The 20,420-nt window shown below is 72.5% G+C and carries 18 protein-coding genes; 10 read left to right on the top strand and 8 right to left on the bottom strand.

What is annotated here, in order from left to right; genetic code table 11:
• Nucleotides 1-67: 67 nt before the first annotated feature.
• The 6 genes from ACFWW9_RS03550 (at nucleotide 68) to ACFWW9_RS03525 (ending at nucleotide 5,097) form a co-directional block, all read left to right on the top strand.
• Nucleotides 68-826, top strand: a complete 759-nt coding sequence (locus ACFWW9_RS03550) for a class I SAM-dependent methyltransferase (protein WP_390370962.1) — start codon at nucleotides 68-70, stop codon at nucleotides 824-826.
• Nucleotides 823-2,088: a diaminobutyrate--2-oxoglutarate transaminase gene (gene ectB, locus ACFWW9_RS03545; RefSeq protein ID WP_390370960.1), complete on the top strand. Its 1,266-nt coding sequence runs from the start codon at nucleotides 823-825 to the stop codon at nucleotides 2,086-2,088. The genes ACFWW9_RS03550 and ectB overlap by 4 nt, the downstream gene beginning before the upstream one ends.
• 35 nt (nucleotides 2,089-2,123) lie before the next feature.
• Nucleotides 2,124-3,107, top strand: a complete 984-nt coding sequence (locus tag ACFWW9_RS03540; protein ID WP_390370959.1) for an isopenicillin N synthase family dioxygenase — start codon at nucleotides 2,124-2,126, stop codon at nucleotides 3,105-3,107.
• A complete protein-coding gene (locus tag ACFWW9_RS03535) occupies nucleotides 3,104-3,787 on the top strand; it encodes a 7-cyano-7-deazaguanine synthase (protein ID WP_390370957.1) in 684 nt (227 codons plus the stop codon). Before ACFWW9_RS03540 ends, ACFWW9_RS03535 begins: the two co-directional genes overlap by 4 nt.
• A 55-nt stretch (nucleotides 3,788-3,842) precedes the next feature.
• Nucleotides 3,843-4,436 (top strand): GTP cyclohydrolase I, encoded by a 594-nt coding sequence (gene folE, locus ACFWW9_RS03530; RefSeq protein WP_390370955.1) that lies wholly within the window; start codon nucleotides 3,843-3,845, stop codon nucleotides 4,434-4,436.
• A gap of 88 nt (nucleotides 4,437-4,524) precedes the next feature.
• Nucleotides 4,525-5,097: a TetR/AcrR family transcriptional regulator gene (locus tag ACFWW9_RS03525; RefSeq protein ID WP_390370954.1), complete on the top strand. Its 573-nt coding sequence runs from the start codon at nucleotides 4,525-4,527 to the stop codon at nucleotides 5,095-5,097.
• Nucleotides 5,098-5,118: 21 nt separating this feature from the next.
• On the opposite strand, the gene ACFWW9_RS03520 is transcribed toward ACFWW9_RS03525, so the two are convergent.
• Complete coding sequence (locus ACFWW9_RS03520) at nucleotides 5,119-6,084, bottom strand: PDR/VanB family oxidoreductase (protein WP_390370953.1); 966 nt, start codon at nucleotides 6,082-6,084, stop codon at nucleotides 5,119-5,121.
• Between the two features lie 224 nt (nucleotides 6,085-6,308).
• On the opposite strand from ACFWW9_RS03520, the gene ACFWW9_RS03515 reads away from it, so the two are divergent.
• Genes ACFWW9_RS03515 through ACFWW9_RS03505 form a run of 3 tightly spaced genes read left to right on the top strand, consistent with a single transcriptional unit; the run spans nucleotide 6,309 to nucleotide 8,831 of the window.
• The gene (locus ACFWW9_RS03515) at nucleotides 6,309-6,689 is read left to right on the top strand and encodes a DsrE family protein (RefSeq protein ID WP_390370951.1); all 381 of its coding nucleotides are present in this window, start codon (nucleotides 6,309-6,311) and stop codon (nucleotides 6,687-6,689) included.
• Between the two features lie 4 nt (nucleotides 6,690-6,693).
• On the top strand, nucleotides 6,694-7,596 hold the full coding sequence (locus ACFWW9_RS03510; protein ID WP_390370950.1) for a pyridoxamine 5'-phosphate oxidase family protein: 903 nt from the start codon (nucleotides 6,694-6,696) through the stop codon (nucleotides 7,594-7,596).
• Nucleotides 7,597-7,649: 53 nt separating this feature from the next.
• Nucleotides 7,650-8,831: a trans-sulfuration enzyme family protein gene (locus tag ACFWW9_RS03505; RefSeq protein WP_390370948.1), complete on the top strand. Its 1,182-nt coding sequence runs from the start codon at nucleotides 7,650-7,652 to the stop codon at nucleotides 8,829-8,831.
• A gap of 2 nt (nucleotides 8,832-8,833) precedes the next feature.
• On the opposite strand, the gene ACFWW9_RS03500 is transcribed toward ACFWW9_RS03505, so the two are convergent.
• From ACFWW9_RS03500 to ACFWW9_RS03470, 7 genes are all read right to left on the bottom strand, one after another.
• Entirely contained in the window at nucleotides 8,834-9,343 is a 510-nt protein-coding gene (locus ACFWW9_RS03500) for a hypothetical protein (RefSeq protein WP_390370947.1), read from the bottom strand.
• An 11-nt stretch (nucleotides 9,344-9,354) separates the two neighbouring features.
• Nucleotides 9,355-13,740, bottom strand: coding sequence for an RHS repeat-associated core domain-containing protein (locus tag ACFWW9_RS03495; RefSeq protein WP_390370946.1), 4,386 nt, complete (start codon nucleotides 13,738-13,740; stop codon nucleotides 9,355-9,357).
• Complete coding sequence (locus ACFWW9_RS03490) at nucleotides 13,737-14,054, bottom strand: type VII secretion target (RefSeq protein WP_390370945.1); 318 nt, start codon at nucleotides 14,052-14,054, stop codon at nucleotides 13,737-13,739. Before ACFWW9_RS03490 ends, ACFWW9_RS03495 begins: the two co-directional genes overlap by 4 nt.
• Complete coding sequence (locus ACFWW9_RS03485; protein ID WP_390370943.1) at nucleotides 14,051-14,470, bottom strand: YbaB/EbfC family nucleoid-associated protein; 420 nt, start codon at nucleotides 14,468-14,470, stop codon at nucleotides 14,051-14,053. Before ACFWW9_RS03485 ends, ACFWW9_RS03490 begins: the two co-directional genes overlap by 4 nt.
• A 144-nt stretch (nucleotides 14,471-14,614) precedes the next feature.
• Entirely contained in the window at nucleotides 14,615-16,462 is a 1,848-nt protein-coding gene (locus ACFWW9_RS03480; RefSeq protein ID WP_390370942.1) for a RiPP maturation radical SAM C-methyltransferase, read from the bottom strand.
• Nucleotides 16,452-16,799, bottom strand: a complete 348-nt coding sequence (locus ACFWW9_RS03475; RefSeq protein ID WP_390370940.1) for a hypothetical protein — start codon at nucleotides 16,797-16,799, stop codon at nucleotides 16,452-16,454. The genes ACFWW9_RS03480 and ACFWW9_RS03475 overlap by 11 nt, the downstream gene beginning before the upstream one ends.
• Nucleotides 16,796-19,573, bottom strand: coding sequence for a BTAD domain-containing putative transcriptional regulator (locus ACFWW9_RS03470; RefSeq protein ID WP_390370939.1), 2,778 nt, complete (start codon nucleotides 19,571-19,573; stop codon nucleotides 16,796-16,798). The genes ACFWW9_RS03475 and ACFWW9_RS03470 overlap by 4 nt, the downstream gene beginning before the upstream one ends.
• 168 nt (nucleotides 19,574-19,741) lie before the next feature.
• Here ACFWW9_RS03470 and ACFWW9_RS03465 point away from each other — a divergent pair, with 168 nt between their 5' ends.
• On the top strand, nucleotides 19,742-20,317 hold the full coding sequence (locus ACFWW9_RS03465) for an RNA polymerase sigma factor (RefSeq protein ID WP_390370937.1): 576 nt from the start codon (nucleotides 19,742-19,744) through the stop codon (nucleotides 20,315-20,317).
• Nucleotides 20,318-20,420: the final 103 nt, after the last annotated feature.

Below are 20,420 nucleotides of genomic sequence, written 5' to 3'. Positions count from 1 at the left end.
CCGGCAAGGGATTTCCGCCATCGTCGGATCCTTCTCCCGCTCACCTCGCAAAGGAGGGGATTGCCCGATGAATCCGGAGTTCTACTCCAAGGTCGCCGAGAAGTTCGGCGGCTACTCCAGTGGGGCGCGGCGCACGACGGTCCACCCCGAGGAGGACCCGGAGGTCCTCTTCGACCGGATCACCACGGAGCTGGCCGACCCGGCGGCGCGGCTGCTGGACGTGGGGTGCGCGGACGGGCGGAACCTGCTCGCGATCGCCCCGTCGTTCGGCCACGCCCACGGCGTCGACCTCTCCCCGGAGATGCTCGACTCGGCGGCTCGCTCGCTCGCCGAGTCCGGGCTGGACCACGTGGAGTTCTCGCTGCGCGACGCCTCCTCGACCGGTTTCCCCGACGGCGCTTTCGACGTGATCACCTCCCGTCGCGGGCCGCTGTTCGCCGAGGAGTTCCACCGGTTGCTGCGACCCGGCGGCTCGCTGGTCCACCTGGGCATCGGCGAGCAGGACGTGCGGGCGCTCAAGGAGGTCTTCGGCCGCGGCCAGCTCTACCGCCGCTGGGAGGGCGACCCCGTGTCCCACGAGGAACGCGGTCGGCTGGAGCGGGCGGGGTTCACCGTGCTGCGCGAGCAGGCCGTGCCGTTCCAGGAGTACTTCCACACCGCAGCCGACCTCACCCGCTTCCTGGAGGCGGTGCCGATCTTCGAGGACTTCGACCAGGACCGGGACCGCGAGCTCTTCGACCGGTACGTCGAGGCGGCCTCCGAGGAGCGCGGCATCCTGCTGGACCGGCACTGGTTCGTGCTGCACGCCCGCCGGGGTGACCGGTGAGCGTCTTCGAGGCACTGGAGTCCGGTGTCCGCAGCTACAGCCGCTCCTGGCCGGTCGTGTTCGCCCGCGGGCGCGGCGCCCGCCTGTTCTCCGAGCAGGGCAGGCCGTACCTGGACTTCTTCGCGGGCGCGGGAGCCCTGAACTACGGGCACAACGAGCCGAACCAGCAGAAGGCGCTGCTCGACTACATCGCGGGCGACGGCGTGACGCACTCGCTGGACATGTTCACGACGGCGAAGCGCGACTTCCTGGAGACCTTCGACGAGCTGGTCCTGCGCCCACGTGAAGCCGACTACAAGGTGGTCTTCGCGGGGCCGGGCGGCACCAACGCCGTCGAGGCCGCCCTCAAGCTCGCCCGCCGGGTCACCGGCCGCCAGCTCGTCATCAGCTTCACCCGCGGGTTCCACGGCATGACGTTGGGCGCGCTGGCCGTCAGCGGCAACGCCCGCAAGCGCGCCGCCGCGGGCGTGCAGCTGACCAACGTCGTGTCGATGCCGTACGACGGGTACCTCGGCAGCGACCGGTCGGACCTCGAGTACCTCCTCGGACGGCTGCTCTCCGATCCCGCGAGCGGGTTGGACCTCCCCGCCGCGGTCATCGTCGAGACGGTCCAGGGCGAGGGCGGCGTCAACGTCGCGCGCGTCGAGTGGCTGCGCGGGCTTTCGGACCTGTGCCGTCGGCACGGCATCCTGCTGATCGTCGACGACGTCCAGATGGGCTGCGGGCGGACCGGCGGGTTCTTCAGCTACGAGGACGCCGGGATCGTGCCGGACATGGTCTGCCTGTCGAAGTCCATCGGCGGCTACGGCCTCCCGCTGTCCCTCACGCTGATCCGGCCCGAGCTGGACGTCTGGAAGCCCGGCGACCACAGCGGGACGTTCCGCGGGGTGTCGCTGGCGTTCGTGACGGGAGCGCAGGCGTTGCGCACCTACTGGAGCGACAAGGCGTTGGAGCGGTCCACGCGGACGAAGGGCGACCACGTCGCCGCCGCGCTGCGGAGCACGGCGGACCGGTTCGCCTCGGCGGGGCTGGAGGTCCGGGGCCGCGGTCTGGTGTGGGGCCTGGACTTCGGCGCCGCGGGGGAGGCCGGAACGGCCGCGAAGGTGTGCGCCGCGGCGTTCGACCGCGGCCTGCTCGTGGAGACCTCGGGCGCGCTGGGCGAGGTGGTCAAGCTGCTGCCGCCGCTGATCGTCGACGACGCCGAGCTGGCAGAGGGCCTCCAGATCATCGACGACAGCGTCGGAAGCGTCCTCGGCGGGTGAGCGCGCACGCAAGCACAGCAAGGAAGGACCCGGTCATGTCCCCAGGTGTACCGACGATCGACCTCGCCCGCTGGGTGGACGGCTCGGCCGCCGAGCGCGCGGCCATCGGCGAGCGGCTGGACACGGCCCTGCGCCGCACCGGCATGTTCCTGCTGAGCGGCCACGGCGTGCCGCGCGAGGCGGTGGACGAGCTGCGCGCGCGGGCACGGGAGTTCTTCGCCCTGCCGCGGGACGTGAAGGCGCGGTACGCGGTCGAGGCGGCCTGCGACGGCGGCTGGCTGGAGATGCACCCGCCCGGCGGGGTCGGCGTGGAGGTCGAGCACACCGCCGGACCGCCGGACCTGCACGAGTCGTTCTACGCGGGGCCGGGGCACGCCACCGGTGACGCGGAGCGCGACCGCGTCAACTACCCGGCCAACCGCTGGCCCGCCGAACTCCCCGCGTTGCGGACGGCGGTCGAGGACTACACCGGCCACCTGCTCCGGGTGTCGCGCGTGGTCAACGAGATGTTCGCGACCACGCTCGGGCTGCCCGCCGATTTCTTCACCTCGCGGGCCGAACGGGCGACGTGGACCCAAAACCTCAGCCTCTACCCCTCGCTGAACGCGATCGGCGGCGTGGCGGACGGCCAGTTCCGCAACGGGCCCCACACCGACCTCGGCACGTTCACGGTGCTCAGCCGCCAGCTCGGCGTGGGCGGCCTGCAAGGCCACGACGACGAGGAAGGCTGGTTCGCGCCCCCGTACGACCCGGACGCGCTCATCGTCAACCTCGGCGACCTGATGGAGCTGTGGACCGACGGGCGGTGGCGGGCGCTGCTGCACCGGGTGCTCCCGCCCAGCGCCACCGCGCCGGACGAGGAACTGCTGTCGCTGGTGTTCTTCTTCGAGACCGACCCCGACACGATGGTCGAACCGCTGCCCGCACCGCTGGGCGGTGGCCGTGGGGCGGCTCCCGTCCGGGCCCGGCAGAGCGTGCTGGACAAGCTCGGCGTGACGGTCGGGGGCGAGGTCCGATGAAGGTCGTGGCCGTGGTGTCCGGCGGCATCGACTCCGTGGTGATGGCCCACCACCTCGCCGCGCAGGGGCACGAGCTGCACCTGGTGTCGGTCGACTACGGGCAGCGCCACCGCAAGGAACTGGACTGCGCGGCCGCAGCGGCCCGCAGGCTCGGCGCGCCCTACGAGCAGGTCGACCTGCGGGGGCTGAGCGGCGTGATGCGCGGGTCCTCGCTGACCGATCCGGGGGTCGACGTCCCCCGGCCGGACCGGCCGACCGCGGGGAACCCCAACATCGTCCCCAACCGCAACGCGGTGCTGCTGTCCGTCGCGTTCGCCCTGGCGGTCAGCGTGTCCGCGCGGGCCGTGTCGGTCGGCGTGATGGCCGAGGACGTCGGGCCCTCCGACACCTCGCCCGAGTTCCTGCGGCGGTTCCTGGAGATGGAACGCGTGGCGACGCGCGGCTCGGTCGACGAGGAGCTCGAACTCCTGGCGCCGCTGATCGAACTCCCCAAGACCGGGGTGATCTCGCTCGGCGAGGAGCTGGGCGTTCCGTGGGAGCGGACGTGGACGTGCTTCCGGGGCGAGGAGGTGCACTGCGGAGCCTGCGCGGCGTGCACGGAGCGGCGCGGGGCGTTCACCAGCCTCGGGCTGGCCGATCCCGTCCCGTACCGGGAACCCGCGCTCCCGTTGTCCACCTAGGACGTCCGGCGGCGCGACCCTGACGTAACCCGCAGTACGAGAGGAAGCAGCACGGATGTCATCGACGGTCGACATGGAAGACTGGGCGAGCGGCCGGATCAGCTCGGGGAGCGAGGACCCCCTGGTCGACATCGGCCGCCGACTGCTCAAGGAAATCGGCGAGGACCCCGACCGCGACGGTCTGCGCACCACGCCGGAGCGCTTCGCGCGCTGGTGGCGGGAGTTCATCGACTACGACCCCGGCACCATCTCGACGCTGTTCGAGACCACGACGAGCGACCAGATGGTCACGGTGTCCGACATCGAGGTGTGGTCGCTGTGCGAGCACCACCTGCTGCCCTTCCGGTGCTCCATCACCATCTCCTACCGGCCGACCGGGAGCCTGCTCGGCCTGTCGAAGTTCGCGCGCATCGCCCACCGGCACGCCCACCGCCTCCAGGTGCAGGAGCGGTTGGTCAGCGACATCGCCCGTGACGTGTCGGCCATCACCGGCAGCCCGGACGTGGCCGTCGTCGCCAGGGGGGAGCACCTCTGCATGACGATGCGCGGGATCAAGACGAGCGCGAACATGACGTCGACCTCGTACCTCGGCGCGTTCGGCGACGACGCGACCCTGCGCGCCGAACTGCTGGCGATCACGCGCCCCTGACCGGGGTTCGAGGCGCACCCCCGGCACCGGAGCGGCCGGTCTCGGGGGTGCCGAGCGTATTTGACTGAAAGTTCGGTAACATGGGGGGATGGCGCGACCACCTTCCATCGACGAAGCCGACCTGCTGGACCTGCTCGTGTCGGTGTTCCGCGAGAAGGGGTTCGACGGGACCGCGATCGGCGACCTGTCGGCGGTCTCCGGACTCCAGCGGGCGAGCCTCTACCACCGGTTCCCGGACGGCAAGGAGCAGATGGCGGACGTCGTCCTCGCCAAGGTCGGCAAGCGGTTCCTGTGGATCCTGGAGCCGATGCGGGAGGAGCGGGACGTCGCCGAGGGCGTGGAGGAGACCGCCCGCCGCCTCGGTGACTTCTACGGCGCGGGCGCGTTGTCCTGCGTGCTGGACACGATGACGCTGGCCGGGACGCCGGAGAAGATCCGGGAGCACGCGCGGGCGCTCGCCAGGACGTGGATCGACGCCATGGCCGAGGCGTCGCGGCGGGCCGGGCGTCCGGCCGACGAGGCGACGCGCGCCGCGAAGGACGCGTTCCTCCGCATCGAGGGCGCTCTGGTGCTGGCGCGGGTGACCGGCGACACCGAGGTCTTCGCGGAGACCGTGGCGCTGCTGCCGGGCATCCTGCTGCCGGGGCCGGAGGAGGGCTAGTCCTCGGGCCCCGGCCACCGGTCACAGGTCGAGCACCAGCCTGGGGCAGCGGGAGCGGGAGACGCAGATCATCATCGTGTCGACGGGCTCGGAGTGGTCCAGGTAGTCGTCCCGGTGATCGGGAACGCCCTCCAGCACCCGCGTCTCGCAGGTGCCGCAGAACCCCTGCGTGCACGAGTAGTCCGCCTCGACGCCCGCCTCCAGCAGGGCGTCCAGCACCGTGACGCCGTCCTCGACGCGAACGTCCACTCCGGACACCGCGCAGTGGACGTCGAACGCCGCGCCCTCGGGTGGGACGCCGTCCGCGATGAAGCGCTCGACGTGCAGTGAGCCGGGTTCCCAAGCGGCGCAGGCGTTTTCCACGGCCTCGACCATCGACTCGGGGCCGCAGCAGTACACGGCGGTGCCCGCGGTCGGCGTGCCCAGGACGTCGGCGATCGGGACGCGCCCCCCGGTGTCGCTCGGCACGAGGTGGACGCGGTCGCCGAACGCGCGCAGGTCGTCGGCGAAGGCCATGGTGGACGCGGACCTGCCGCCGTACCAGAGGGTCCAGGGCGTGCCGGACCGCTCGGCCTCGACGACCATCGGCAGGATCGGCGTGATGCCCACGCCGCCCGCCACGAACACGTAGCGCTCGGCCGGGTCGAGGGCGAAGAGGTTCCTCGGCGCGCCGACGGTGAGCGAGGCGCCCTCGACGGCGTGGTCGTGGAGCCAGGCGGAGCCGCCGCGCGAGGGTTGTTCGAGCAGCACGGCGACGCGCCAGCGCGACCGGTCCGCCGGGTCGCCGCACAGCGAGTACTGGCGGGTCGTCCCGGTCGGGAGGGTCACGTCGACGTGCGCGCCGGGCCGCCACGGCGGCAGGTCGCGGCCGTCGGCGGCCACGAGGGTCAGGGCGACCACGCCGGTCGCGACCTCGGCGCGCGCGGCGACCGTGACGTCCAGCCGCTCCTCGGTCGTGACGGGTGGCAGGGCTTGGTCGACGCTCATGGGGACTCCTCGGGGAGGGGATCGGAAGGCAATACCGAACGTACGGTAAAAAACCGCGAACGCAAATCCGAGTCCCGTTTCGGACGTGCATCCGTTGGGGTGCAAAGGAAGCGGTCGGATCGGACGATGGCGGTCGGCGGTGAGGTGTCCTGGGTCACTTGATATTTACCGATCGTTCGGTAACGTGAGTGCCGTCAGCCCTTCCGAGCACGAGGAGCACGTTCATGAGCAGCAAGACCGCCGTAGTGGTGCTGTCCGACCCGTCCACCGGCACCGAGGAGGCCGTGGGCCGGGTGTTCAACGCCTTGGCCGCGGCCTGGGACTTCGCGCAGGGCGGCGAGGCCCTGGTGGTCTTCCAGGGCACGGGCACCCGGTGGCCCGCGGTGCTGGCGGACCCGGCCCACCCCGCGCACGAGCTGTACACCGCGGTGAAGAAGCAGGTCGCCACGGTGGCGTCCGGCGGCTGCGCGATCACCTTCGGCGCGACCGAGGGCCTGGAGGGCGAGGGCATCTCCACGGTCGCCCAGAACCAGGCTCCGGGCACCGTCGGTGTCGGCAGCCTGCGCGAACTGGCCCAGTCCGGCTACACCGTCCTGACCTTCTGACGTCGTGGCCGACCTCGCCGATCGACTCGCCTTCCACCCCGGCGAGCTCGCGGCTCAGCGGGTGGCCGGCACCTCCGAGTTGGCGGCGAGGGTCCGGCCGATCATCTCGGGCGCGATCCCGCGCGGCGCGTTCGACTTCCTGACCCGCCAGCGGATGCTGGTCTTGGGCGCCCAGGACCGCGACGGACGACCGTGGGCGACCACGCTCGTCGGGCAGGAGGGGTTCCTGTCCGCCCTCGACGAGCACACCCTGCGGGCGGGAGCCCGTGTGGTGGGCACGGACCCGCTGGCCGAGGTGCTGCGGGACGAGGCGGACGTCGGGACCCTGGTCATCGACCTGGTGGCGCGCAAGCGATTGCGGATCAACGGGCGGTGGCGGCCGGTGGACGGGGGCGGTGAGGTCGACGTGCACCAGGCGTTCGGCAACTGCCCCAAGTACATCCAGGCGCGGGTCATGCGGGACGACGAGTCCGCGGACTTCCACCCGGTGGCGCACCGGGGGCGGGAGCTGGACACGCTCCAGTCCGTCCTGGTGTCGACCGCCGACACGTTCTTCGTCGGGACGGCCGCCGCGGGCGGCGTGGACGTCTCGCACCGCGGTGGCAACCCCGGTTTCGTGAAGGTCCTCTCGGCCACCGAGCTGAGCTGGCCGGACTACGTGGGCAACGCGATGATGATGACCGCGGGCAACATCGGCCTGAACCCCTTGGCGGGCCTGCTGTTCCCGGACTGGGAGTCGGGGTCGACGTTGCAGCTGACCGGGACCGCCGAGGTCCGCCGGACCGAGGGCTCCACGCGCGGCCCGGAGAACGGCCAGGAGACGGTGTTCACGATCGCCGAGTCCGTCTGGACGGAGAACGCCTTCCCCGCGGGCTGGTCGGAACCGGCCTACTCGCGCTTCAACTGAGCAGGGGGTCGGGCGCCTCCCCGCCCGACCCCCGACCCGAGTGGACGGTGACGATGACGCACATCCCGAACCTGACGACCCGCGCCGCGCGAGCAGGCGCCCACAGCCCGCCGGGGCGGGCCCTGCCGCTGGCGCCCGCGCTGCACCAGACCACGGTGAACACCTACCCGGACCTGGCCGCGCTGCACCGGGTCCTCGACGGCGAGGAGGACGGGCAGGTCTACTACCGCTTCGGCCACTACAACGGCCAGGTGCTCGAACGGGCCGTCGCCGACCTGGAGGGCGCGGCCGACGCGGTGGCCACGGCGTCCGGCATGGCCGCCCTCACCGGCGTCGTGCTCGCCCTCGTCGAGTCTGGCGGTCACGTCGTCGCCGACCGCAACGCCTACGGCGGCACCCGCCACCTGCTCGACGTCGACCTGCCGCGGCTCGGCATCGAGACCACCCTGGTCGACGCCGCGGACCTCGCCGAGGTGGAACGGGCCCTCACCCGGCGCACCGGGCTCCTGCTCGTGGAGGCGCTGACCAACCCGACGGTGCGCGTGCCGGACCTGCCCGCCCTCGTGGACCTCGCCGCGGGCTTCGGAACCACGGTCGCCGTCGACGCGACGTTCGCCAGCCCGGCGCTGGTCCGGCCGCTCGACCACGGCGCGGACCTGGTCTGGCACAGCGTCCCCAAGTACCTCGGCGGCCACTCCGCGGCCATGGGCGGCGTCGTCGCGGGCGACGCGGGCCTCGTCGACCTGGTCCGCCAGTCCGTCGTCAGCCTCGGCGCGACCCTCGGCCCGTTCGACGCGTGGATGGCCCTGCTGGGCCTGAAAACCCTTCCCCTGCGGATGCGGGCGCACACCCAGGGCGCGGTGGCCGTCGCCGCGTTCCTCGCCGCGCACCCGGCGGTCGCGCACGTCCACCACCCGAGCCTGCCCGGCCACCCGCACGCCACCACCGCGGCCCGGCTCTACCCCGAGGGAACGGGCGGGATGCTCTCGTTCGAGCTGGCAGGCGGACGCCCGGCCGTCGACGACCTCATCCGCCGCCTCGGCCCGGCCATCCCGCTGTCCCCGAGCCTCGCCGACGTGGCGACGACCCTCGTCCACCCCGCCACGACCACCCACCGCTCACTGCCGCCGGACGAGCTGGCGCTGCTCGGCGTCACCGAGGGCCTGATCCGCCTCTCGGTCGGCGTCGAGGACCCCGCCGACCTCGTCGCCGAACTCGGTGCGGCCCTCGGCTGACGTCACCAGCCCTCGACGAGTCCCCACCAGAGCGAGGACTCGTCGACGGTGGGGTCCTTCTCCCGCACGACCTCGAAGAACCGGTCCAGCCGGTCGTAGGTCTCGTCGTCGAACGGCGCGGCGCGCAGGGCGGTGTTCACGCCGTACCAGCGCCACGCCGTCTCGACGAGCAGCGCGCCGGAGCCGTTGATCCAGAACCGGGGGACGGTCGACGTCTCCAGGGTGGAGAAGCCCTCGACCGTGCCGGTGTCGGCGGCGGTGAGCACGTCCGCGTTCGCGAGCGTGCCGAGCCGGTAGCGGACCTGGTCCTCGTCCTCGACCACCGCGTCGAACGTCGGCTGGAACTGCGTCGGCGCGACGACCGGCAAGCCCCACCGCCGGTAGGCCCCGACGTCGGCGGCGGGCAGCCGCCACGCCGCCGCCGACTCGGGCGGCACGACCCGCACCGAGGGCACGACCAGCTCGTCCAGGGGCGCGGTGAGCGAGTGCTCGTACAGTTCGAGTGGCTCCACGGCGTCGAATCCTACGGGTGGCCCTGGGACATCCACCGGTTGATCGCCGACCAGTTCTCCCTCCGGGTGCCGTCCAGGCTCCAGGTGATGGCGGCGTTCTTGTACTGGCCGACGACGCCCGCGCAGTCGTGGTTGGGCATCGAGCAGGGCACGCGTTCGGAGTAGATCCGGGTCACCTGGTCCGGTTGGATGCCGCGGGCCTGGAGCTCGGCCTGCATGATCTGCTCGGAGTGCAGACCACCGGGGTCGTTGGCCTGCACCAGGTACTGCTTGCCGGTCGGCGTCTCGTACTCGTACACGGCGACGTTCTGGTGCGAGCCGACGCCCTCGGACAGCCGGCGCTCGTAGGCCATCTTGGACAGGTCGGTCTCGCCCAGCCGCACCGGGCCCTGCCTGCCGCACACCGCGAGCCCGTACGGGTCGATGAACAGCAGCGGGTTGCCCGCGTACGCGTAGTGGTTGGGCGACGGCGCGAGCCCGAGCGGGTCGGGGCCGGTGTAGCGGCCGGTCCGCGGGTCGTAGTAGCGGAAGACGTTGTAGTGCAGGCCGGTCTCGGCGTCGTGGTACTGGCCGGGGAAGCGCAGCGGGCAGTCGGTGGTGGCCCGCGCGCCCAGCAGCGCGCCCCACGCCGAGAACGCGGCCTGCCAGCTCAGCCCGCCGCCCGCGTCGACCAGCGCGGTCGGCCTGCCGATGTGGTCGGTGACGACCGCGTGGAACCCGGCGGCGTCGAGCTGCGCGAGCGGCGTGAACGTGCCCGCCTCGTGCACCCACGTCGTGACCCCGACGCCGGCGACGTGCTGCTCGGCCAGGTCGAAGCCGTCCCAGGCGAAGTCGACGCGCAGCTCGCCGCAGACCTTGGCGCGGCGGCGGCCGAGCGCGTCGTAGAGGTAGTGCCACGTCCGACCGTCCGGTGTGGACACCGCGACGAGCTGGTCGTAGGCGTTCCACGTGTAGCGGGACAGCAGGACCTGGCCGGAGAGCGTGCGCTGCCGGACCTCGCTCACGCGGCCCTGGCCGTCGTAGGTGTACGTCGTGCGGCCCGCGGAGCGGAGCAGGCCGCGATCGAACTCCCGCTGTCCCTCGGTATCGCCGCCGGGCAGCCACGCGGCCGCGGTGACGTTGCCCGCGAGGTCGTAGTCGTAGCGCTCGGTGTTCTCCGGCGAGAGGACCGCGGCCACGCGGCCCATCACGTCGAGTTCGACGCGTTTCGCGCCGTCACCGACCAGTTGGCCGTCCGGTCGCCAGCGGAATTGCTTGCGCTGCCCCGCCACGTCCTGGGTGAGGAGCCGCCCGGCGGCGTCCCAGGACTGGGTCAGCACCGGACGGGCGTCGAGGTGGTGGGCGGTGGCGCGGCCGAGGCGGTCGCGGTCGACCGTCAGCGCGTGGCCACCCGCCCGCACCGAGGCCAGACCGCCCAGCGGGGCGTAGCCGTAGTCCACGGCCGTGCCCGAGGGCGTCACCCGGCGCACCCGCCTGCCTGCGGTGTCGTAGCTGTTGACCAGCGCGTGGCCGTTGAACGTCTCGTTGAGCACCCGGCCCGCGGCGTCGCGGGTGAACGTCAGCTCGCCCGTCCCGTTGACCGCGCGGGTCAACTGCCCCCGCGAGTCGTACTCGTAGGTGATCTCCCCGTCGTCGCTGAGCTGCCGGACGCGACGGCCCAGGGCGTCGTGGTCGAACGTGACGGTCTGGCCCGCGCCGTTGGTGCTGGCCACGACCCGGCCCGCCGCGTCGTGGGCGTAGGTGACGACGCGGCCGTGGAAGTCCCGCTCCCGCACCAGGTTCCCGGCCGGGTCGTACTCGTAGGTCCACGTCCGGCCCTGCGCGTTCGTCACGGCGGTGACGCGCTGCTCGGTGTCGTAGGCGAACGCCGTCCGCGCGCCGTCTGCGGTGGTCCGCGCGGCGGGCAGGTCGAAGTCGCCGATCTCGAACGCCGTGCGCCTGCCCCCGGCGTCGACGTGCTCGACGAGGTTGTCCTCGCCGTCGTAGCGCCAGGTCTCCCGGCCGCCGTCCGGCCCGAGCCGCCACGCGGGCTGGCCGTCGACGGTCCAGCCGTAGCGGGTCGTGCCCTCCAACGGGTCGACCACGGCGACGAGCCTGCCGAAGACGTCGCGCTCGTACCGGTGGCGGTTGCCGCGCGGGTCGACCATGGTGATCGGCAGGCCCGCGGCGTTGCAGGTGATGACGCTGGTCGCGCCGGTCGCGTCCGTCCGGCTCGCGAGGTGCCCGTACGCGTCGTAGGTCGTGCGGGTCGTCCCGCCCGGACCGGTCTCGGCGAGGAGGTTGCCGCGGTCGTCGTAGGTGTACTCCGTGGTCGCGACACCGTCGGAGACCGAAGTGGACAGTCCGAACCCGTTGTACGCCAGGCTTCGCGTCGATCCGGTCGGCTCGACGATCTCGACGACGTGCCCGGCCTCGTCGTAGCGGTAGCGCGTCGTGTTGCCCAGCGCGTCCGTGCGGGCGAGCAGGCGGTCGTAGCGGTCCCACTCGCTGGTCACGCTGTGCCCCAAGGGATCCACGACCCGGACGATCTGCCGCAGCGCGTTGAGGTGGTAGACCGACTCGTTGCCGAGCGAGTCCTGCACGGTCGTCGCCGAGTCGTCGTAGCGGAAGCGGGCGTTGAGGATGCCGCCGGTGCCCTCGGCCCACGCCACCCGGCCGCGCGCGTCGAAGTGGTAGCGGTACTGCGTGCCCTTGCGGTCGGTCCAGCCGACGATCCGCCCCTCGCCGTCGTAGTCGAAGACGTGCGGCCTGCCGGACGCGTTGGTCACGTGCGTCAGGTCGCCGGTCTCGTTGTAGCCGAACGACATCAGCGGGATGTCACCGAGCCGGTAGCCGGTGACCCGGCCGCGCGCGGTCTCGACGGTGACGCGGTAGCCGCCGGAATGCCTGATCTCCGTGGGCATCCCGTCCGCGTCGGTGAGGAAGTCGATGCGGTGGTCGTTGCGGTCGGTGATCGCCCGCAGCGGCGCGAGGCCCGCCACGCCGGACGGCGCGAAGTGCAGGACGTGCCCGTCGGGCCGGGTGATCCGGTACGTGCCGTCGAGGTCCAGCGCCAGCGGCCAGCGCGGGCCCTCCACCGGCAGGACCGCCGCGCCCGGCGTGGGCGTGGGGTAGACGAGCAGGATCGCGTCCGCACCGGCGAAGCACACGCCTTGGGCGTCGACCTCCAACCGCTGGTCCACCGTGGACGCCCAGGACCGGCCGAACAGCCTGCCGACGCGGTAGGAGGAGATGTGCGTCCGTCGCAGCACGAGACCGAGGTCGGCGGGCAGGGTGACGTCGGTCTGGGTGAGGAACATGTCGCCGGTGACGACGTCGACCGGGTCGCCGCAGCCCGTGCGGTTCTCCGCCTCCTGCACGGTCGACCGCGGGTCCTCGGTCTGGCTCCGCACGGAGGAGTCCTCGCCGGGCGGCTTCCCGTTGCCCAAGGGCTCGCCGGGAGTGCCCTCGGCGGTGGAGGCGTGCGTCTCGCCGCCGGGCGGGGCGTGCTCGCCGCCCGCGGGGTGCGGTTCCGCGCTGGAGACGTGGGTTTCCCCGCCCGCGCTGGACACGTGCGTCTCGCCGCCACCACCGCCCGTGTGCGGTTCGGCCGACGACACGTGCGTGCCGCCCTCGCTGGCGTGCAGGCGCGGCTCCTCGACGTGCCCGTGCAGCGCGGCCATCACCTTCTGCACGCCCTGCCAGATCTCCTCCAGCTTGCTCATGATCGGCCGCAGCTTCTCGACCGAGTTGATCAGCTTCTTGATCGTCGCGCCGATCTTCTCCGTCCACGCCGCGACCTGCTCGACGACCTGCGCGATGACGAACGGCGTGCCGAGGCCGAGCGAGAACACCTCCTCCAGCGCGTCCTGGATGAAGTCGCCGACGGCCTGCGTGACCATGTCCCGCACCAGGGCGCGCACGACGCCCGTGATGATGCCGACGACCTTCACGACGGTGCTGATGGCGTTCGCGCAGGTCGCGATCGTGGAGAGGCCGTCGGCCCGCTCCGCGACGTGCTTGCGGTAGGCGTCGGCCGCAGGTCCGGACCAGGACGCCGTGTCCTTCGCGACCGCGTCCGCGAGGCTCTTCCCCGCGTCCTGCACGGCTTTCGCCACGTTCGCCCACGTCTGCGAGTACGCGGCGATCTGGTCGCCGTCGCCCGCGAGCTGGTTCAGCGCGTCCTGCAACGGCTTGACGTGCTCGATCAACCAGTTGAGGCCGTAGGAGATGAGCGTGCCGACCGGGTTCATCGCCATGGTCAGCAGGTCCATGCCCGCGCCGAGCGTGGAGATGCCGCCCTCGACCCAGCTCCCGGACTCGACCGCGTCGTAGACGCCCGCCGCGTCGTCGATCAGGTTGATGCCGGTGTGCCAGGTCGTGGAGTCCTGCTTCTGGGCCAGGAGGGGGTTGCTCACGAGACTCTCCCCTCGATGGCGGAGAAGCCGCTCGCGTTGGACCGGTCGACGGTGTCGTAGTGGTCGGCGGTCGCCGTGATCTCCTTGCCCGTCTCGGTCATCGCGGACTGCGCGGCCCGCAGCGCGAGCACGCCGGGAGCGCTGACGGCCATCACGATCGGCACGAACAGCGGGCCGCAGATCATCCCGTAGGCCTGCACGCCGACCGTGACCTGCTGGGCGGCGTCCACGGCCTGGCCCAGGGTGTCGGCGACCTTGCGCAGCGACTCGACGTGGGTGTGCAGGTCGCTCGGGGTGACCTGGTAGCCGGTCATCGGTCCATCACCGACCCGAAGTCGTCATCGTCGTCGGACTTGGGCGGGCGCGGCGTCTCGTCGGTCTGCGGCTCGGGGAACCGGGCGCGGTAGGTGCCGACGACGGTGTCCACGGTCTGCTTGTCGTCGCCGATCGTCTCGGCCATCACCTCGGCGAGCTTCTCCGGCAGCCGGGCCTGCGCCCGGCGCATGGTGAGCAGGACGGCCCTCGCCAGCTCGTCGTGGTCCTTGATCCGCAGGTCCGTGACGTTGCCGCCGGAGTCGATCGACACGGTCACCGGGCCTTCCACCTCGGTGACGGAGATCGACTGCGCCTGGACGCGCATCTCCTGGTAGCGCTCGGCTTTCGCCTTCGCCTGCGCGACCCACGCGTCGATCCCCGCGCTCGCGCTTCCGTTCGCCGCCGGACCAGTCATCACGATCCCCTCCACCGAGTTCGAGCGCTCGGTGCGACGAACACTCTGTTCCCGGAGTTCCCGTGCGAGCGCGGAAATCCTTGAGCGCCATCCGATTGGCGCATGACAAACGGGAGCGTTCCCCGCAAACCGCCCAAGAGGACGTCAGCGGCCGGGAGTGGCGGGCAGGGCCAGCGCCAGTGCCAGGTCCTCGTCCAGGAACAGGAGACCGCGCTCCTGGAACCGGCGGAACGCGTCCCGGACGACCTCGACCGACAGGTCCGTCCCGAGTTCGGCCCGGACGGCCGCCGCGGTGCGCGGCCGGTCGACGCAGGCGAGGTAGATCTCCGCGAGGGTGTCGTGGAACGCGTACGTCCCGTCCTGGCCCTGGTGCCGCGCGTCGGTGATCTGGAGGAACCCCGGCGCGGACCGGTAGACGAGAGCGGGGCGGTCGGGCGACCGCCAAGCCGCTCTCCACGCCGTCACGGCCATCCGCAGCGCGGTGTACGCGGACGGGGGGAGAGCGGGGGCGTACTCGAACACGTAGGCGATCCGGTCCAGCGCCATCCCGGCCGGGTACACCAGCCGGTAGCTCGCCTCCGGGACGGGCGGTCCCAGGCCGAACCGGTCCGGCTGGGCGTGCAGGGGGCTGAAGCGCTCGAGCCAGAGCCGGTCGGCGCTCTCCGGCGGACGCAGGTGGACGAGGTGCGGGACGACCGCCGTCTGCCGCGCGTAGTCCTCCGCGGTCTCGCCGGGGAACCCCCACAGGACGTTCCAGGACACGTCGATCCCGTAGTACGCCGCCCAGCGGAGCAGGTTGACGTTCTGCGCGGCGCGGACGCCCTTGTCCATCAGCCGCAGCACGGCGGAGCTGAGCGACTCCAGGCCCGGCTGCACCCGCGTGACGCCACCGCGCGCGAGGACCGCCAGCTGCGCCCTGGTCAGGTTCGCCTTCACCTCGTAGAAGATCTCGTAGTCGGCCCGGCTGTCGGCGATGGCCGGGAACAGCTCCTTCAGGTACCGCGGGTCGAGGATGTTGTCGACAGCCTCGAAGCGGAAGGCGCGGTACCGCCTCGACTGGTGGGCGAGCTCGTCGAGCACGCGCCTCGGCGACTTGGAGCGGAACCGCATCGTCGACCCGTTCAGGCCGCAGAACGTGCAGTGGTGCTTGGCGCCCCACCAGCACCCCCTGGCGGACTCGAAGGGGATCCGGACGTCGTGGACGGGCAGTCCCCGCTTCGCCATCCGGTCGAAGTACTCGCCGTACTCCGGGTCCGGCAGGTCGTCCAGCCGCTCGTGCGGCGGTGCGGGCGGGGTCGCGACCACGTCGTCGCCCACCCGCCGGGCCACTCCGGGAACCGCCGCCGGGTCGGTCCCGGCGGCGAGCGCGGACAGCAGCTCGGGGAAGGCCCGGTCGCCCTCGCCGATGACGGCGAAGTCGACGCACTCCACGGCGCGGACCAGTTCCAGGCCCATCTCCCCGTCGAAGTTCGCGCCGCCGAACACCGTCACGGTCGCCGGGAACCGCCGCTTCAGCCGCCGCGCCAGCGCGATCGACGCGGCGGTCTGCTGGAAGGTCGCGCTGAAGCCGACGACCCGCGCCTCGTCCTCGGCGAACTCGGCGACCAGGCCGTCGAGGAACGCCGGGACGTCCTGGTCGCGGATCCGCAGCAGCCGGTCCCGCGCGCTCTCGGACGGACTCGCCAGGTGGCCGAGTTCGTCGGCGAACTCCAGCAGCAGCTCGTCCTCCTGGTCGGGAGCGGCGTCCCCGAAGGCCTCGCGGGAGAACAGCCACTCGCCGACCAGCCTCGCGCACTGGTCGGCGAGCAGCCGGTACAGGTCCACGCCGATCCGGGCCGCGAAGTCGACGTTCGCGTGCAGGGTGCGCACCGGGAAACCGTGCCGCCGCCCGATCGCCGCCAGCAGTCCTAATTGGATGGACGGCCGGTCGACGTGCATGAACGGCATGGACACGAGGACCGTGGGCCACGCGGCGCACTGGTCAGTCGTCATCGTCCACGGAGCTGACACCAGCGGGCGAGGACTTGACGATCATCGCGTTCCTGGCTCCGAACGCGTCGAGATCGGTCACGTCGCACACCAGTTCCGAGGTGGCGTAGCCCGTGATCAGGCCGACGGTGGTCGGTGTGAACGCCGTGTCGAACTGCTCCTCGATGGACAGGCGTCTCACCGGAGCGAGGCCGGAGATGGGATCCCAGGCCGCGACCTCGCGCGCCACCTTGATGATGGAGGCCAGCAGGTCGCTCTGGTCCAAGGGCAGGTCGCCTTTCAGGGCACGCAGCTTGGTGAAGAGCTTCTCGGCGGTCGAGTCGCTTTCGGGGGTGGTCATGATCTTCCTTTCGGTCGGTTCTGCTCCGTGGGGTCGAGGTCAGCCAGCTTCGCCCGCACCTTGGCGGCGTCGATGTGGCCGAGCTGGTCGAGGATCTCCAGCGCGTGCAGCCAAGCGGCGCGGGTCGCGTCGAGGTCGCCCGTCGCGCGGTGCACGTCGCCGAGCGACGTGAGGGCGTAGGCCTCGCTGAAGCGGTAGCCGGACTCGCGGAACAGGTCGACGGCGGCGAGGTAGCAGTCGACGGCCCGCGCGTGGTGGCCGAGGTGTTCGTGGGAGTAGCCGAGGCTGTGCCAGGTCTGGCCCGCGCTGAGCTGGTCGCCCAATGTCGCCTGGAGGGCCAGCGCCCGTTCGCAGTGTTCGATCGCCACGAGGTGGTCGCCCGCCAGCGCGTGGAACCAGCCGACCGCGTTCAGGCACTTGGCCTGCCCCACCTCGTGCCCGGCCGAGGTGAACAGCGCCAGCGCCCGCTCCGCGTGGGCGAGCGCCTCGGTGGTCCGCTCCTGCCGTTCGAGCATCCACGAGAGGTAGTACCGCACGTGGGCCTGCCCGACCCGGTCGTCCGCGTCGCGGTACAGGTCGAGCGCGACGGCGAACCGGAAGCGGGCGTCCTCGTACTTCTCGAACCACACGTGGGCGCACCCCACGTAGCACTGCGCGAAGGCCTGCTTCACCGGGTCGCCCAGCCGTCGCGCGGCGGCCAGCGCCACGGTGAGGGAGTCGGCCTCGTCGTGCCAGTGCCCCTGGTAGGCGAAGAAGCGCCGCATCGTCCAGGTCAGCTCCCACACCTCGGCGTCGAACTCGGGGTCCTGGTGCAGGGCGGCGAGCAGCACCTGGTGCTCGGTGTCGAACCACTCCAGCGCGCCCCCGTGGTCGGACGCCAGTTCCGGGGTCACGCCCGGTGCGAGCGCGGTCAGGGTGGGCGGGTCTTCCCGGCGCGGGTCGAGCAGCCGGTCGGCGTGGTTGGCGCTGTGCAGGTAGTGGCCGAGCACCCGGTGGGTGGCGGCGAGCCGGTCGGCCTCGGAGTCGAGCGAGCGGGCCAGTTCCCGTGCGTACGCGCGCAGCAGGTCGTGGCAGCCGTAACGGCCGGGGCTGCGTTCGTCGACGAGGTGGGCCCCGGCCAGTTCCGCCAGCAGCGGGCGCGCGCCGCCAGGGGGAGACCCGGCCAGGCTCGTCGCCGCGCGGGTGCCCAGGTCGGGGCCGGGGTGCAGTCCGATCAGCCGGAACAGCCGCGCCGCCGGAGCGCTGAGCTGGAGGTAGGACCAGGAGAACACGGCACGCGGGTCGGTGGCCGGGTCGACGCCCGCGAACTCGTCCAGCCCGCCCCTCGCCTCGCGCAGCTCGCGGGCCAGCGCGGCGAGGGGGAACCGGGGGTGCAGCGCGGCCCGCGCAGCCACCACCGAGAGGGCCAGCGGGAGCCGGGCGCACAGGTCCACGATCTCGTCGACGGCGTGGGGTTCGGCCGCTGTCCGCCGCGCGCCGAGACGTCCGGCCAGCAGCTCCCGCGCCTCGTCGACGTCGAGCAGGTCGACGGGCACCGGGCGAGCGCCGTCGACGACCAGGCCGGAGAGCTGGTCGCGGCTGGTCACCAGCGCCCGGCCGTCCGGCGAGCCGGGTAACAGCGGGCGCACCTGCTCGGCGTTGCGCGCGTTGTCCAGCACCACCAGCACCCGCCGGTTCGCGAGCAGGCTGCGGTACAGCCCGACCTGGGCGTCCAGGCCCGCCGGGAGCTGCCGGGAGGGGACCCCGAACGCGTCCAGGAAGCCGCGCACGGCCTCGGCCGGGGCGACCGGCGACCCGGTCGGGTCGAAGCCGCGCAGGTTCACGTAGAGCTGCCCGTCGGGGAAGTCGGCTCGGGCCCGGTGCGCCCAGTGCACGGCCAGCGCGGTCTTCCCGACCCCCGCCGTGCCGGACACCACGACGATCCGCGCCGTCCGAACGCCGTCGTCGAGGTCCCGCAGCTCCTCCGCGCGACCGGCGAAACCGGGGACGTCGGGCGGGAGCTGCGCGGGCGTCGCCGTCGTCGGGCCCCGGTGCGACGACGGCGCTTCGCCGCGCAGGATCGTGGCGTGCAGGGCGCGCAGTTCGGGACCGGGATCCGTGCCCAGTTCGTCGGCGAGCCTGCGCCGGACGACGGCGTACCGCTCCACGGCCTCCGCGCCCCGGCTCGCCGCGTGCAGGGCGCGCATGAGCAGCCCCTCCAACGGCTCCGACAGCGGGTACTCCGCGACCAGGTCGGGCAGCGCGTCGAGCACCGCGTCGGCCCGGCCGAGGTCGAGCTCGACCTCGCCCCACCGCAGGACCGCGTCCAACCGCCGCCGCTGCCAGCTCTCCCGGACCTGGTCCACCCACGCGCCCGGCACGCCCGCGAGCGGCGTCCCCCGCCACAGGCTCAACGCCTCCGCCAGCACCGCGGCCCGGTCGACGTCCTCGGTCCTCGGGTTCCGGCCCCGGTCGACCAATCGGGAAAACCGGTGCAGGTCGATCAGATCGGGATCGACGTCGAGGACGTAGCCCGCATTCCTGCGGTCTATTCGCGCGATTCCGCCGGCTTTCTTGAGGATTTGTCGGATTCGGCTGACGTGTGAATACAGCACATTGCGCGCCTCGGCGGGAGGGGCGTCGTCCCACACCCGGTCGATGAGGGTCTCGATCGCGACCGGCCGCCCAGCGTCCACCGCCAACACCGCCAGCACGGCCTGCTGACGTGGGGTTCCGAGGTCCAGCGGCCCGTCGTCGACGTGGAGTCGCACCTCCCCGAACAGCCGGAGTTCCATGCCGCGGGCTCCTGGTGCTCGACGGGGCAGGAAATGCGCGCCCGTCGATGCTGCCCGCTCCGCAAGGTCGCCGCAAGGTCGTCGACCAGGGAGTGCCGGAATCGTGAATCGGGTGGAGCCCGGCGCGGAACGGCCGAGTCGGGGCCGCGGTGAACGGGGAGGGCGGAAATGCGCCGCGAAACGTCCGTGGGGGTGCTGCTGGAAAGCGCCGCGCGAGGGTCCGAAACGGCGTGGCGGGACCTCGTCCGCCGCTACACGCCACTGGTGGCGGCGATCTGCCGCCGGTACGGGGTCGTCGGCGCGGACGCCGAGGACGTCGGCGGGAACGTCTGGCTGCGGGTCGTGCTGCACGCGGCCGCGATCCGCGAGCCGGAGGCGTTGCCCGGCTGGCTGGCCACGACCACCCGGCACGAGTGCGTGGCGCTGCTGCGCGCCAAGCACCGCGAGGTCCCCGACGACCGGGAGGCCGTCGACCTCGCCGAACCGGGCGCGGACGCGGACCTGCTCGGCGACGAGCGGCGGGCCACCGTGCGCCGCGAGGTCGCCAGGCTGCCGAAGCGCGACCGGGACCTGGTGACGATGCTGCTCTCCGACGCCTCGCCGTCCTACGCGGAGATCAGCGCGAGCCTCGGCATGCCGATCGGCACGATCGGGCCGACCAGGCAGCGGTGCCTGGCGCGGCTCCGGCGCACCACCGCCATCGCGGCCCTGCTGGACGACGAGGTCCACGGCCGGTCCGCCTAGCGTCGTTGTGCGGCTCATGGTTGTCGGACGGCCCGCGACCCCGGCCTGATACGCGTATCACGCCGGGGTCCCGCTCCGTCTGCCTCTCCGACAACGACGACGA

Source organism: Umezawaea sp. NPDC059074, assembly GCF_042738955.1.
Taxonomy (GTDB): Bacteria; Actinomycetota; Actinomycetes; order Mycobacteriales; family Pseudonocardiaceae; genus Umezawaea.
This window is presented reverse-complemented; position numbering and strand designations above follow the sequence as displayed.

What these genes read in the sequence shown, in the direction of transcription:
- ACFWW9_RS03520 (WP_390370953.1), bottom strand. Translation starts at nt 6,084, where the DNA reads ATGAGCGTCGACCAAGCCCTGCCACCCGTCACGACCGAGGAGCGGCTG.
- ACFWW9_RS03475 (WP_390370940.1), bottom strand. Translation starts at nt 16,799, where the DNA reads ATGACCACCCCCGAAAGCGACTCGACCGCCGAGAAGCTCTTCACCAAG.
- ACFWW9_RS03515 (WP_390370951.1), top strand. Translation starts at nt 6,309, where the DNA reads ATGAGCAGCAAGACCGCCGTAGTGGTGCTGTCCGACCCGTCCACCGGC.
- ACFWW9_RS03525 (WP_390370954.1), top strand. Translation starts at nt 4,525, where the DNA reads ATGGCGCGACCACCTTCCATCGACGAAGCCGACCTGCTGGACCTGCTC.
- ACFWW9_RS03470 (WP_390370939.1), bottom strand. Translation starts at nt 19,573, where the DNA reads ATGGAACTCCGGCTGTTCGGGGAGGTGCGACTCCACGTCGACGACGGG.
- folE (WP_390370955.1), top strand. Translation starts at nt 3,843, where the DNA reads ATGTCATCGACGGTCGACATGGAAGACTGGGCGAGCGGCCGGATCAGC.
- ACFWW9_RS03535 (WP_390370957.1), top strand. Translation starts at nt 3,104, where the DNA reads ATGAAGGTCGTGGCCGTGGTGTCCGGCGGCATCGACTCCGTGGTGATG.
- ACFWW9_RS03465 (WP_390370937.1), top strand. Translation starts at nt 19,742, where the DNA reads ATGCGCCGCGAAACGTCCGTGGGGGTGCTGCTGGAAAGCGCCGCGCGA.
- ACFWW9_RS03480 (WP_390370942.1), bottom strand. Translation starts at nt 16,462, where the DNA reads ATGACGACTGACCAGTGCGCCGCGTGGCCCACGGTCCTCGTGTCCATG.
- ACFWW9_RS03540 (WP_390370959.1), top strand. Translation starts at nt 2,124, where the DNA reads ATGTCCCCAGGTGTACCGACGATCGACCTCGCCCGCTGGGTGGACGGC.
- ACFWW9_RS03485 (WP_390370943.1), bottom strand. Translation starts at nt 14,470, where the DNA reads ATGACTGGTCCGGCGGCGAACGGAAGCGCGAGCGCGGGGATCGACGCG.
- ACFWW9_RS03490 (WP_390370945.1), bottom strand. Translation starts at nt 14,054, where the DNA reads ATGACCGGCTACCAGGTCACCCCGAGCGACCTGCACACCCACGTCGAG.
- ACFWW9_RS03505 (WP_390370948.1), top strand. Translation starts at nt 7,650, where the DNA reads ATGACGCACATCCCGAACCTGACGACCCGCGCCGCGCGAGCAGGCGCC.
- ACFWW9_RS03550 (WP_390370962.1), top strand. Translation starts at nt 68, where the DNA reads ATGAATCCGGAGTTCTACTCCAAGGTCGCCGAGAAGTTCGGCGGCTAC.